Annotated in this window: 14 protein-coding genes; 9 read left to right on the plus strand and 5 right to left on the minus strand. The window is 40.6% G+C overall.

Going from position 1 to position 12,693, the window contains the following annotated elements:
- Both DLD82_RS17370 and pseB read left to right on the plus strand, forming a co-directional pair.
- Positions 1-860, plus strand: an 860-nt coding sequence (locus DLD82_RS17370; protein ID WP_109942399.1) for an Rpn family recombination-promoting nuclease/putative transposase, incomplete at its 5' end; no start/stop codon positions are given.
- 284 nt (positions 861-1,144) lie between these two features.
- The gene (gene pseB / locus DLD82_RS17375; protein WP_109942400.1) at positions 1,145-2,125 is read left to right on the plus strand and encodes a UDP-N-acetylglucosamine 4,6-dehydratase (inverting); all 981 of its coding nucleotides are present in this window, start codon (positions 1,145-1,147) and stop codon (positions 2,123-2,125) included.
- A 22-nt stretch (positions 2,126-2,147) separates the two neighbouring features.
- On the opposite strand, the gene DLD82_RS17380 is transcribed toward pseB, so the two are convergent.
- The 3 genes from DLD82_RS17380 to DLD82_RS19395 are packed head-to-tail and all read right to left on the minus strand — an operon-like array spanning position 2,148 to position 2,843.
- Positions 2,148-2,483 (minus strand): nucleotidyltransferase domain-containing protein, encoded by a 336-nt coding sequence (locus DLD82_RS17380; RefSeq protein WP_109942401.1) that lies wholly within the window; start codon positions 2,481-2,483, stop codon positions 2,148-2,150.
- On the minus strand, positions 2,465-2,659 hold the full coding sequence (locus DLD82_RS19390) for a HEPN domain-containing protein (RefSeq protein WP_281268023.1): 195 nt from the start codon (positions 2,657-2,659) through the stop codon (positions 2,465-2,467). Before DLD82_RS19390 ends, DLD82_RS17380 begins: the two co-directional genes overlap by 19 nt.
- Positions 2,660-2,708: 49 nt before the next feature.
- Positions 2,709-2,843, minus strand: coding sequence for a HEPN domain-containing protein (locus tag DLD82_RS19395; RefSeq protein WP_109942403.1), 135 nt, complete (start codon positions 2,841-2,843; stop codon positions 2,709-2,711).
- Positions 2,844-3,052: 209 nt separating this feature from the next.
- Here DLD82_RS19395 and pseC point away from each other — a divergent pair, with 209 nt between their 5' ends.
- From pseC to DLD82_RS17405, 3 genes are all read left to right on the plus strand, one after another.
- Positions 3,053-4,201: a UDP-4-amino-4,6-dideoxy-N-acetyl-beta-L-altrosamine transaminase gene (gene pseC, locus DLD82_RS17395; RefSeq protein WP_245920497.1), complete on the plus strand. Its 1,149-nt coding sequence runs from the start codon at positions 3,053-3,055 to the stop codon at positions 4,199-4,201.
- Positions 4,202-4,302: 101 nt separating this feature from the next.
- Complete coding sequence (locus tag DLD82_RS17400) at positions 4,303-5,994, plus strand: AAA family ATPase (protein WP_109942405.1); 1,692 nt, start codon at positions 4,303-4,305, stop codon at positions 5,992-5,994.
- A 251-nt stretch (positions 5,995-6,245) separates the two neighbouring features.
- Positions 6,246-7,916: an ATP-binding protein gene (locus DLD82_RS17405; RefSeq protein ID WP_109942406.1), complete on the plus strand. Its 1,671-nt coding sequence runs from the start codon at positions 6,246-6,248 to the stop codon at positions 7,914-7,916.
- Between the two features lie 599 nt (positions 7,917-8,515).
- On the opposite strand, the gene DLD82_RS17410 is transcribed toward DLD82_RS17405, so the two are convergent.
- A complete protein-coding gene (locus DLD82_RS17410) occupies positions 8,516-8,791 on the minus strand; it encodes a hypothetical protein (protein WP_109942407.1) in 276 nt (91 codons plus the stop codon).
- Entirely contained in the window at positions 8,788-9,207 is a 420-nt protein-coding gene (locus tag DLD82_RS17415) for a hypothetical protein (RefSeq protein ID WP_146199852.1), read from the minus strand. The genes DLD82_RS17410 and DLD82_RS17415 overlap by 4 nt, the downstream gene beginning before the upstream one ends.
- A 157-nt stretch (positions 9,208-9,364) precedes the next feature.
- Between DLD82_RS17415 and DLD82_RS18765 the strand changes: the two genes are divergently transcribed.
- The 4 genes from DLD82_RS18765 (at position 9,365) to DLD82_RS17435 (ending at position 12,551) form a co-directional block, all read left to right on the plus strand.
- The gene (locus DLD82_RS18765) at positions 9,365-9,562 is read left to right on the plus strand and encodes a hypothetical protein (RefSeq protein ID WP_109942409.1); all 198 of its coding nucleotides are present in this window, start codon (positions 9,365-9,367) and stop codon (positions 9,560-9,562) included.
- Positions 9,563-9,734: 172 nt separating this feature from the next.
- Positions 9,735-10,727, plus strand: coding sequence for an RpnC/YadD family protein (locus DLD82_RS17425; protein WP_109942410.1), 993 nt, complete (start codon positions 9,735-9,737; stop codon positions 10,725-10,727).
- A gap of 95 nt (positions 10,728-10,822) precedes the next feature.
- On the plus strand, positions 10,823-11,047 hold the full coding sequence (locus DLD82_RS17430) for a hypothetical protein (RefSeq protein WP_109942411.1): 225 nt from the start codon (positions 10,823-10,825) through the stop codon (positions 11,045-11,047).
- Positions 11,048-11,213: 166 nt separating this feature from the next.
- Positions 11,214-12,551: a hypothetical protein gene (locus tag DLD82_RS17435; RefSeq protein ID WP_146199853.1), complete on the plus strand. Its 1,338-nt coding sequence runs from the start codon at positions 11,214-11,216 to the stop codon at positions 12,549-12,551.
- The last annotated feature ends 142 nt before the right edge of the window (positions 12,552-12,693 follow it).

Genomic DNA, 12,693 nt, shown 5'->3' on the forward strand with positions numbered 1-12,693 from the left:
ATTCACAGTACCTCTTGTTTCCACAAAATGACTTTGTCTTCAAGGTGCTCTTTGGGTCTGAAGGGTCGAAACATCTGCTTTCATCCCTGCTTGGTTCGATCACAGGCGAACAGAAATCAGGCATCACTTTGAAAAACCCATTTCTTCTGCGAAATTATCCGGATGAAAAAGAAGGTGTTCTGGATATCAGACTGACCACGGGGAACGGGGAGCAGGTCTTTATTGAAATGCAGGCAGAACGACACAGAGCCATTCATAAAAGGATGCTTTTTTACTGGGTCAGGGCCTATGGAGCCCAGCTCGTAAAGGGGAAGGATTATGATTCATTGAAACGGACTACTGGTATCTGTATTCTTGGTCATTCCTGGTTTAAAGATATTAAACCGGTATCCTGCTTTCATGCGTTGGAAAAGAGCAGGTATGAACCGATCTGTATCGATTTTGAACTTATGTTTATGCAGGTGGGAAACTCTAATAGTAAGCAGGGTATTACTTATAATAAAGACCTCTGGGCATGGAGAACATTTTTAGGAGCAGAAACTGAAGAGGAGATGATCATGGCAGCAGAAGCAAGTGAAGCGGTACATGAAGCGTATAATAAACTGAAAGTAATCAGCCAGGATCCTGAAATAAGGGCGTATAGCGAAGCACGGGAGTTGTGGCTCATCGATCAGACGATAAGGGAGAATGAGGCAAGAAGAGAGGGGAGAGAAGAAGGCAGAGAGGAAGGCAAAGAAGAGGGGAAAGAAGAAGCAATTCGCGAGATGATTATCAACATGAATAAATCAGGAATCCCCATCGAATCAATTGCCGCAATTGCCAATCTTTCACCTGATGAAATCAGAAAAATAGTTAAATGAATAATCGGATTGTAACCCCAATCCCCATCTATTCATAACAAGCCCGGCAGGTTTCAGACCGTCTCATGATTCATCGGTCTCTGTTCAAAAAAGGCCAATAACATGGGGTATAACCAGGCTTGTTACTTCATCTCAAGACTCCAAATTCTGGAGAAAAAAATTTGATGTTACCAGTCATTTATCATGAGGCCGTCCAGTGAAGAAAAACAAACTGGACAATATGCCATTTACTTAAAAGAGATGACAGTTTACCTTTATCATTCTATACAGACAAAAAGTAAGAGATGTCTTTCTTCGACAATAAAACTATACTCATAACAGGCGGAACCGGATCTTTCGGCAACGCTTTCACCTCCCGCCTTCTCAATAACCATAATCCGCATAGTATCCGTATCTATTCCCGGGGTGAATATCTCCAATGGAAGATGCAACAGAAATTTTCCGATAACCGCCTCCGTTTTTTTATCGGAGATGTCAGAGATAAAAACCGGCTCAATCGCGCCCTGAATGATGTCGATATCGTGGTTCACGCAGCAGCGCTTAAGCAGGTTCCGGCATGTGAGTATAATCCGATTGAAGCAGTGAGAACCAACATCGACGGGACAACCAACCTTATTGATGCATCGATTGACAATAGTGTTGAACGGCTCATGGCTCTGAGTACTGACAAGGCTGTTCACCCGGTGAATCTCTACGGCGCAACAAAGATGGTCGCGGAGAAACTCTTCATCCAGGGGAATGCCTATTCCGGGAAAAACTCTACCCGGTTCTCCTGTGTCAGGTATGGAAACGTGGTTGGTAGCCGGGGAAGCATTGTTCCATTATTTGACAAGCAGAAAGAAGAGGGAAAAATATCGATTACCGATCCCCGTATGACCCGGTTCTGGCTTACCCTGGATCAGGGAGCAGTCTTTGTTGACTCATGCACCCGGATTATGAAGGGGGGAGAGATATTCGTGCCCAAGATTGCCAGCATGAAGATCACCGACCTTGCAGAGGCGATGGCTCCTGGTATCCCCCATGAATACATCGGGATAAGGCCGGGAGAGAAGATCCATGAAGTCCTCATTACCGAAGATGAAGCACGCCATACCCGTGATCTTAAAGGATATTATATCATAGATCCAGAGATATCGTTCTGGAACGGGCATAAAAAGGATCATACCTACACATTGCCGGAAGGGTTCAGGTATTCCAGCGAGACCAATACCGAATGGCTGGATGAAGAGGGATTAAGGCAGATGCTTGCTGAATCCCACCCATAAAGGATTTTTAATCCAATTTCATTTATGCATGAACCGGCATGCATTTCCCCTGCTTGACAAATGACATTCGGATTGAGTCCTCCTGTTCATATTCTTCCGGAGTGAGGAGAATTAGATCAAGTGGGACATTAAATTTTCTCACTGTAGACCATTCTGCCTCACTTACCATCGGTATTCTATCCAGAATATGGACATTTTCAAAGTCGGGTGTGATGACTGCCAGATCAATATCACTATGCTGAGAGATTCTGTTTTTAGCATATGAACCAAAAAGAACAATCATAGTAACCCTAATCCCAGACTCTTCAAGTTTTCTGCAGAACCAGTCAATTACATCTTCTACTGCCGGAGTATCCAATCAAGCACCTCTTCAGTTCGATTAATAATATCATATACACGTTCCTGGCTGTATGTCTTAAACAATTCTTCAAGGTCAGGAGGATATCGGATTGATATCGATGCCGCATTTAAGAGTTGGATTGTTGCACTGATAGAGTTTGGAATGAGCAGATCCAGCTTGACTGCAATTGCCACAAGCGAGTGTATTTTATCAGGCTGTTTTCTGAATTTTTTTAATATACAATCATTTAAGTGCTTTTTCAATGGCTTGTTGACAAAAGAAGACCGCAATTGGATAGGTGGTAGATTCCGACATGTTTATTGCAGCTGCAATGTCAAAATTCGCCTGTTTATACCATTCTTCAGCATTATCTGTCATAAACTCACCCAACCTATCATAACTGGTTTCTAAAATATGCTGATGTAATCAATTAAGTATATTATGCTTTAAAAAGTTATAATTAACTTGAATATTCTTATTACATCCATGCTAGGTAATAAAAGTAGGGTATCTCCATAAGAACAGAAAGATATCCCATGAAACATGTGTAATAATAACGTAATCATAACCCAATATCTATGCAAAATATGACATATCCACTTCCATACGGCAGGCAATGGATCGATGATGATGACATTGCCGCTGTCACTGCTGTTTTAAAGGGAGACTGGCTCACCCAGGGTCCCATGGTTGAGACCTTTGAACAAAAGATTGCGGAATATGTTGGATCAGAATATACCGTTGCCTTTAATTCCGGGACCTCTGCTCTCCATGGGGCATATTATGCAGCCGGGGTTCGAACCGGAGATGAAGTAATTACCAGCCCCATCACCTTTGTTGCAACTGCAAACGCAGGAGTATACCTGGGTGCCCATCCGGTTTTTGTAGACATTGATAAAAAAACATGGTGTATTGACACCGATAAAATCAATGAAGCAATATCCAGCCGGACAAGAGTTATTGCTCCGGTTGATTTTGCCGGCTTTCCGGTTCATATGACATCCATTCGGGAGATAGCACAAGATAATTCCTGCATTGTGGTGGAAGATGCAGCCCATGCCCTTGGTGCTATCCGGGGTAATGTGAAAGTGGGTACTGAAGCTGATATGACCATGTTCAGTTTCCATCCGGTCAAACATATCACCACCGGGGAAGGGGGTATTGTTACTACAGATAACCGGGAATTCGCCGTGGCGATGAAACGATTCCGGAGTCATGGGATAGCAAAAGATCCAAAATTACTATACAAAAATGAGGGACCATGGTATTATGAGATGCAGGACCTTGGGTTCAACTTTCGGATAACTGACATCCAGTGTGCTCTCGGGATCTCACAACTTGAAAAACTTGAGAGATTTGTTAAGCGCCGGAATGAGATCGCCAGGAAATATGATGATGCATTCCGGGAGAATGAAAACCTGGTGACACCTCCAAAGTCTCCTCATGGTTACCGCCATGCCTATCATCTCTATCCTGTCGTTTTATCTGGAGTTGATAGGAAAAAAATCTTCATGGACCTTCGGGAAATAGGGATCTTCTGCCAGGTCCATTATATTCCGGTCCATCTTCAGCCGTACTACCGGGAAAAATACGGATATCATGAAGGAGATTTTCCAGTTGCAGAAAATTTTTACCAAAGTGAGATCTCCCTCCCAATGTTTCCGGCGATGAGTGATGAGGATGTGAACCAGGTTATTGAGGGAGTGCAGGACAGTATTGAAAAAACATTACAATAGGTTGTTGTAACAGGTCAATGGTGCTCTGCTCCCCTAACCAAGAAAAATGAAAAAGAGTTTTTTCTATAAATACTACAATATCACAAATACCAGGAGTGTCAATGACAACGACAAAAAAACGTATTCCCATTGGAGAGAGTGATTTTAAAAATCTCATTGAGGGTAATAATTACTTTGTTGACAAATCTCTGCTCATTAAGGACATTATTGAGGATAATTCCCTGGTGATCCTCCTCCCACGTCCAAGAAGATTTGGCAAGACACTGAATATGACAATGCTCAGGTATTTTTTCGAGATATCTGATCAGGACTTACGAGGTCTGTTTACAGGATTAGACATATCCAAGTACCCGGATATTATGGAATATGCCGGTAATTTTCCGGTCATATATCTCACCTTTAAAGATTTCAAGTTCACCGGATGGGAAGATTCCCTGTCAAAATTCAGGACAATCCTGGCAGAATTATATTCCCGTCATGATTACCTGTTTGTAAAATCTCTCTCAAAAACTGACAAAATCCTTATTGAGAAGATACTTACTCTGGAGTCCGATCCTGCGACTCTGGGGAGTGCGCTGAAAAATCTTTCAAGATTACTGTTTTCGCATTTTCATAAGAAACCCGTCATTCTCATTGATGAGTACGATACTCCCCTCTATGCTGCCTGGGAGCATGAATACTATGCTGAAATGATTTCATTTATCCGGATCCTGCTAGGAAGTGCCCTAAAAGATAACCCATATCTAGAAAAAGCGGTTCTTACCGGAGTTATGAGAATTGCAAAAGAGAGTGTGTTTTCTGATTTAAATAACCTGGAAGTTTATTCGATATTAGACCGAAAATTTTCAGAGAGATTTGGTTTCTTAGAGGAAGAGGTACTGGAATTATTACGTGAGTATCAATGCACTGAATCATTTCATGAAGTAAAAGAATGGTACAATGGGTATCAATTTGGCCCTCATACCGTATACAATCCCTGGTCAGTACTGAATTATATCAAACATGTTGAATCAGGGCCAAAGCCATACTGGGTACAAACATCCTCAAATACTCTTATTCAAATTGTTTTTCAAAAGTCAGACCGCCAGGTAAAAGAAGATATCCAGGAACTCCTGTCAGGAAGACCGGTTACAAAACAGATCCGCAATGATTTTGTTCTTCCTGAAATATTTCAAAGTCAAAATGCGTTATTTAGTTTTCTTTTGTTTTCCGGGTATTTAACTGCATTAAAAATATCAGATACTCATCCACCGGAATATGAACTGAAGATTCCAAACAGAGAGGTTTCATATGTCTATGATGAAATTATTGTAACTTGGATTGAACAGTTTAATTCACTTGGAACATTCAATCAAATGCTCAATGACCTTACGAAAGGAAATATTGAATCGTTTATTGACTACTTTTCTACTATTGTTGCTACATCATTCAGTTACTTTGATCTTTCTGAAAAAAAGGCTGAAAATTTTTATCATGCATTCGTTCTTGGATTATTTGTCAGTTTATCCGATGTATATAATCTGCGATCAAACAGGGAGAGTGGGTTTGGCAGATATGACCTGATGCTTATTCCTAGAGATCCGGATAAACATACGAATGGATTTGTAATAGAATTTAAGGCTGTAAATGAGAGAAGAGGAGAAACGCTTGATATGGCAGCTGGAGCAGCATTACAACAAATACATGAAAGAGAATATGCTCATGAATTAATGAGTCATCATGTCCACACCATTTTTCTCATTGGAATTGCATTCAAAGGAAAAGAAGTAAAAATCCTGTATGATCGAATATAATCCGGAAGAAGAGAACATTTCGAGATATCAACCTGGTGAGTATTCAATCAGATCCGGGAGGAACGGTATGACATTCTGGCAGGTTCTGTGGGAATTAAACCACATCAGGTAAGATAGTTTGTGATTGTTTTACAGGGGAAGAAGGACGTTGTCAGGGAGTGAGGTAAAGAGATACCACTTTCCATCCAATAGATAACTACTATCTCCGATGCATCCAAATATAAAGAATCAGGCTATAAAGAGATTTATTTATGCCAGTATTCAGGATAGGTGCAGACGATTTTAAAAAATTACGGGATAATGGCGGCTATTTCGTAGATAAATCTCTCCTTATAAAGGAAATTATTGAAGGAAATGATGTTGCGTTGCTCCCCCGTCCCCGGAGGTTCGGCAAAACCCTGAACATGACCTTGCTCAGGTACTTCTTCGAATTATCTGAAGATAACCGGAGATACCTCTTTGAAGACCTCAATATTGCAAACCATCCTGATTGCATGAAACACCAGGGACAATACCCGGTTGTGTTTATCAGTCTGAAGGATGTGAAAGGGACCTGCTTTGGAGAGATGAAACAACGGTTGATTGAAAAGATCGGCGAACTTTTAATCCAGTTCAGGTATTTATCAATAAATCTGGAGCCAATATATGAGAAAGGGTTTCATGCACTGATATCCGGAACACCAGATGACGCAACGCTAAAAGCTAGCCTCAAAAACCTTATTACATGGCTCTATCTTTACCATCAAAAACCGGTCATTGTCCTGATAGACGAGTACGACAGCCCGATGATCGAAGCGTGGACAAATGGATATTACCCGGACCTGGCAGATTTCATGCGGTCATGGTTAGGAGGTGGCCTGAAGCCCGAGAATGCCCATACCCTGTACCGGGCGGTGATCACAGGGATACTTCGGGTTGCCAAGGAGTCGATATTCTCTGACCTCAATAACCTTAAGGTAATTACAACCCTTCAGTCACATGCAACAGCACAGATGTTTGGTTTTACTGAGGGTGAGGTTGATAAGATCCTGACTGACTTCTCCATTCCGGAACATGATAAAATAATCCGGGAGTGGTATAACGGATATCGCTTTGGTAACCAGACTATCTATAATCCCTGGTCTGTGACAAATTATATTGATAACCTCCCAAATCCTCCCGGTCCTCACTGGCTGAACACCTCCGCAAACACTCTTGTATACGAGGAACTCGGACAGGGGGGAATAGAAATCAAGCGGGATCTTGAGAAACTTTTAACTGGAAAGGAGATCAGGTACCCAATCAATGAGACAGTAACTTTCAGGGATATGGGAAGAAACCCGGCGAACATCTGGAGTTTTCTCTACTTCTCCGGGTATCTCCGGGCTGAAGATCCTCAGGAGGATATCAGGGGACGTACCACCTACCAACTCTCAATCCCAAATAGGGAGATTGGATATGCATATGAGTACTTCATCGAATCAATTTATCCAAAACCAGGAGGAGGGCTTGATGCACTCATGGAATGGTTCACTAAAGAAAATCCGATATCAGTGCTTGAGGAGATTCTTCAGAGCCTCACACTCAACCTACTGAGCTACCATGACTTTGCACGACTTCCTGAAGCAATATTCCATGCCTTTGTCCTCGGGCTGCTTGCAAACTTGCGGTCAGTTTATGATATCCGCTCAAACGCAGAGTCAGGATTCGGACGGGCTGATATTCTCATGATCCCAAAAGGAGTGAAATATGCTACTACTTACGTGATTGAGTTCAAATCAGTCCATCCACAGGAGAAAATCGAAGAATCAGCAAAACAAGCATTGGACCAGATCCATGAGAAACAATATGACATTCTGGCTGATTCTCCGGGGTTAAAGACAAAACATGTAAGAAGGCTTGCGATTGTTGTGCAGGGGAAGAAGGTCATTATCCGGGAGTGAAGGGCCAGAGGCGAAGAGAGGATGTATCATAATTCAACAGGATATTGCTTTCCGTCTCTCATTTATGAAGCAGATGACAGGTCGTCTATTTTTTTAAAACCCCCTTATAGTCAATCGTGAAAACCATTTTTTTCTTCTGATTTCAGGCCATTATGGGCTGGAACCATTTTTTTCAAACTGCTAACTCAGGTAGTCGCCCACATAATCTTCCCGATTTAAGTCAGAATTAAGAAATAACGCCCATTTTGATCCGAGGAGGACTGATCCAAAAAATTAGGGGTTTTTTTGCCTTTGTTTCTCATTATGTCCAAGGATATCAATTTCTCAAGGGGGTTCTATGGGCACTAATAGTAAGGGGGTAGTTTATATAGGCTGAGGAAGAATACGGGAATAGCGACCCCTTGTGAAGAAGGGTTTTGACCCTCATTATTGAGACGGTTGTCGTTTTTGAGAGGTTAATTTGGCAAATAACAATAGGCGAGAATTTTCCTCCTGAATTACCAAAGAGGAGAAATAAGCAACATGGATTTCCAGTTTCTTACCTATCCGGCTAAAAAACAATGTTTATTCATATTCGAGGGATTTCGGGTTGATTCAAATCAAATCCGACCAGCATCCATGTAGATCTTTATTAATCCCGCTTCATCCAGGGTGCAATCAATTAGATCAAAGAATTGTGGATGAGACAGGCTTAGTTGTTCTGCCATTCTGCAAAGCAATTGATCACTGATCTCCTTTTTTCCATGTGAAACCCAGGTACGAATTCCGGTATCTTTTCCATTATACCTGAAAACCAATTTGATATGGTTTGACATGGTCATTTCAAAACCTTTCTTCATAAGTCGGCGAAGGATTATCTGGTTCTTTCTTGTCAAGACGAACTCTCCGAGGGTACAATTGAGCCATATTTTTCTCTTAACTCTAAGGCATCTCTACCCAGGGTATTCTCATCGCCTAAAACAAAGTCCTTCCAGTTTTCTTCAAACTCATCAAGAATATTCTTCATACCATCATAAACATTTGAAGCAACGACAAGCAGACGGTATTCGTTATTAAACAGAATATATTCATCCTCATCTATTTCTACATTGATCTCAACAGGCTTTTTTAACTCAATAATTTTCTGGTTTATCTTCACATGCATGAGTGGAATAATAAAAGGTATCTGTTGTTGTGGATGAGTGCCAAATTCTGCTAATCTTCCGATAATATCACTATATGTCTCACGAGGGTGGAGTTTGAGATGATTGAGTTGGTTTTTTACAGACGATGCAATTTTTATTGATGTCATGTCTGGCATACCACTAAGTACCACCACAGAAGTATAAATAAAAATCGATTATAAAATGCGAGATAATTAAAGAAAATGATTCGGTGCCAAAATGATGGTTTTTGGCTTTTTTCTTTCAGTTTGATCCTTATCACCCCCCTGGATTGGTGCGTCTTGGGTGGAGGATGGTGAGGAGACTGTCGGGATAATTTCAGAGATGAATAAGAATCCAGACAGGTTGATTGTTGATCATTACACATTGGATGAAAGGTGGGAAAAGCACCTCCGGCCCTATGTTTCCCGGATCTTTGTCATTGATGATCTTGCTGACCGGGTGGAAAGATGCTGGGACCGGAGTATCCCCTGCTTCAGTTGATTTATACAGAACTGTATGATCGTATCCCCCACGTGAAGGACCAATCTGGCGAAGTCAGATTTTTTGCCAAGGTAGAACGGAATAACCTGTTTCATATCGTAATTGAGGAAATTATTTTTCTGAAGCGGTTTATTTCAAAAAAATAATAACCAATCCTATCTTACTCATTCGGGTGAGTCCGGACGAATACCGGGTGAAGATTGATGAAGCAGCGAAGTTCCTGTTCACCGCTTCAAACGACACCCTGATTGAGTTTCTCTCCGCTATCTTTTCTCTCCCGCTTAACAAGGAGACCCTGCGTGTAGTGCCGATCTCAACTGAGTATATCACCCATAGTCCGGTGTATTCCCGTCACTACCCGGATATTGTACTTGAAGTTCGTGGATTATCTGATGAACACCCCCTCTTTCATGTCGAGATCCAGACCGGGTATGATTCAATGATGGATGTGAGAATGGTAAAATACGGGTATCTCATCGGCGCATCACGTTCAGAGAACGGTTCCGATGATATCCGCGTCATTACCATCCCCCATCAGGTGGTCATCTATCTTGAGGAGCATAGCCGGATAACTGATACCCTGCAGGTAAAGATAGTGCTCCCGGACGGTTCTGATCTCCTGTATTCTGTGCCCGTGTTGAAACTCTACCAATATCCTGTAGAGGTACTCGGGAAGATGGAGCTCTATCTCCTCCTGCCCCTGGTTCTGGTGAAGTATCGGAAGAGGTTCGAACTACTTGTTAACAGAAAACATACTGGCAGGGAAGAGTTTGACCAGATTGTTGGGGAGATAATTCAAGATATTGAGACCATCATCTCCTTCTCCTCTGAGGCAGGGGAAGAAGGGAGGATGGATGAGGAGACAAAAGATATTATTCTCTCTACAACAATTGAGATGTACAGACAACTGCATCGAAAATACATCAAGGACGAGCGTGTTCAGGGGAAGGTGGATTATATGATTGAGAGTGTTAGGCAGAAGTGGCATACCATTGGGCTGGAAGAAGGTATTGAGAAGGGTATTGAGAAGGGTATAGAAAAAGGGATCGAGCAAGGAGTAAAAACAGTTGCAAAGAACCTGCTGATGATCGGAATAGATGATGCAGTGATCTTACAGGTGACTGGCCTGACACCTGAAGAATTGGAGAGGATTAAGGGGGAGTAATCCCTCTTTCATTCATTTTCTCTCTGCCTTTTTTTATCTCCTTTCTCTCATATTTTTCGGTCTTCTTTTCCATCAATAATAACTCCCATAGTCCGGTGTATTCCCGTCACTACCCGGATATTGTTCTTGAAGTTCGTGGATTATCTGATGAGCACCCGCTCTTTCATGTCGAGATCCAGACCGGGTATGATTCGATGATGGATGTGAGAATGGGAAAATACGGATATCTCATCGGTGTATCGCGTTCAGACTTCGATTCCGATGATATCCGTGTCATTACCATCCCAGAACCTGTCGGTCATCTATCTAGAGGAACATAACCGGATTGCGGATGCACTGAAGGTAAAGTTAATTCTGCCGGAGGGTTCTGACCTTCTATGTACTGTTCCGGACAGTGTCCAAAAATCAGGTGATTCACTAAGAAATCCTACTTTTTCTATTTAATATAAATAAGTAAATTATAGCATTAAATATAAATATATAAATATGATTTCAATACTTTCCACATTACAAAATTTTGGACTTTTTCAACCACTTAAAACATTGTTTCATGGATTATCCAATTCCTATGAGTATTCAGAAAATGGTGTTTTGCGTTATACAGAAAACCCAAAATGTATTGATTGTGGATCGATCATGAATCAAAATGGTTATAATATTATCACAAAGCGTCACATCGGCTCGATAAAAGTTGGAAAATATCTGTGTCCTATTTGTAATACTATCCATCATACTGATGTTAGCTTTTGGAAGGAACAAAACGGCCTAATTACGGAGGTAATGGGCAAATTATTGATGTGCCTCAAAAATAGTGGTGACTCATATAGACGTATGGCTCAAATATCTGGCTTTATTCTTCCATTTAAAAAATCAACGATGTTTTCAAAATTTTCAGAAATTGTCGAATTAACAGAATCTACTCCATCAATCCCTCAAGGTAAAATCGCAATTCTCAATTTTGATGAGGAATATCTAAAAATCGCTGGAAAATGGAGATATAGACTAACCCTCTTAAATTACAAAACTAAAATCCCGATTGCCGAAAAGGTTGTTAAAAATCTCACCAATGAAATTATTCGTGACTTTTTGAAATCGAGTTTTAATCCTGCGCCATATGAAAAAATATTCGTCGTGACAGATTTAAAACCCGGATATAAAGAAATCTTGAAATCTCTCTTTGGAGAAAAATTGATTCACCAGTACTGTATATTTCATCTTTACCAGTTGATCTGCAAAGAATTCTCTAAATCCTCTTCACTTTCTGAATTTTTATTGCAATACAAATTGATGAATATTTTTTACGATTATGAGATGGAAGTACTTCAAATAGAGAAAAAGGTACACGAAGAAAAAAAACTTAACGAGCTGGATAAAAAAGAATTAAAATGTTGGATCAAAATTCAAAAAGAAGAATTATATGCTTACTTTTTCAATTCCCGAAATAATGATTCTAAAAAATTGCGAGACCCTGTCGAAGCTTATTATAAAATGTTACAGGTTGCTGAGGAATACGATGAATTACCAGTTAATATCCAGAAGCGTATTGATATGATTGATGACTCAATACTGAATTTCCTCGCATATAGATCCATTCCTGATGCACCAGCTACAAACAATGCGATAGAAGGTTATTTTTCTGTTACCACTAACCCAATTCTTAAAAGGCAAATGAAAACCATAGAAGGAGCTGAAAGGTCGATAAAAAGCTATGCGATTGAAAGAACATCTCATTATTTGATAAAAAAGGGAACTGAGAAAGTTACACCTCAAATCACCCTACTTGAGTTGATTATTCCGTTGAGAATTTTAGGAAATCCTATTTAAAAGTAGTATTGAGGAAAAAATGGTTTTGTGGGGGATGGTGTCGTTATGTATTGGAAATTTAATCTAGCAATATGAAATGTTCTAGATTTTTACACTATTTTTTTCCAATGTGAACGCTAAAAATTTTAGATGAAAATTTTTT

The sequence above is a fragment of the Methanospirillum stamsii genome (assembly GCF_003173335.1).
In the GTDB taxonomy this organism is placed as follows: Archaea; Halobacteriota; Methanomicrobia; order Methanomicrobiales; family Methanospirillaceae; genus Methanospirillum; species Methanospirillum stamsii.

What these genes read in the sequence shown, in the direction of transcription:
- pseB (WP_109942400.1), top strand. Translation starts at nt 1,145, where the DNA reads ATGTCTTTCTTCGACAATAAAACTATACTCATAACAGGCGGAACCGGA.
- DLD82_RS19395 (WP_109942403.1), bottom strand. Translation starts at nt 2,843, where the DNA reads ATGACAGATAATGCTGAAGAATGGTATAAACAGGCGAATTTTGACATT.
- pseC (WP_245920497.1), top strand. Translation starts at nt 3,053, where the DNA reads ATGACATATCCACTTCCATACGGCAGGCAATGGATCGATGATGATGAC.
- DLD82_RS17400 (WP_109942405.1), top strand. Translation starts at nt 4,303, where the DNA reads ATGACAACGACAAAAAAACGTATTCCCATTGGAGAGAGTGATTTTAAA.
- DLD82_RS17405 (WP_109942406.1), top strand. Translation starts at nt 6,246, where the DNA reads ATGCCAGTATTCAGGATAGGTGCAGACGATTTTAAAAAATTACGGGAT.
- DLD82_RS17415 (WP_146199852.1), bottom strand. Translation starts at nt 9,207, where the DNA reads ATGACATCAATAAAAATTGCATCGTCTGTAAAAAACCAACTCAATCAT.
- DLD82_RS17435 (WP_146199853.1), top strand. Translation starts at nt 11,214, where the DNA reads ATGATTTCAATACTTTCCACATTACAAAATTTTGGACTTTTTCAACCA.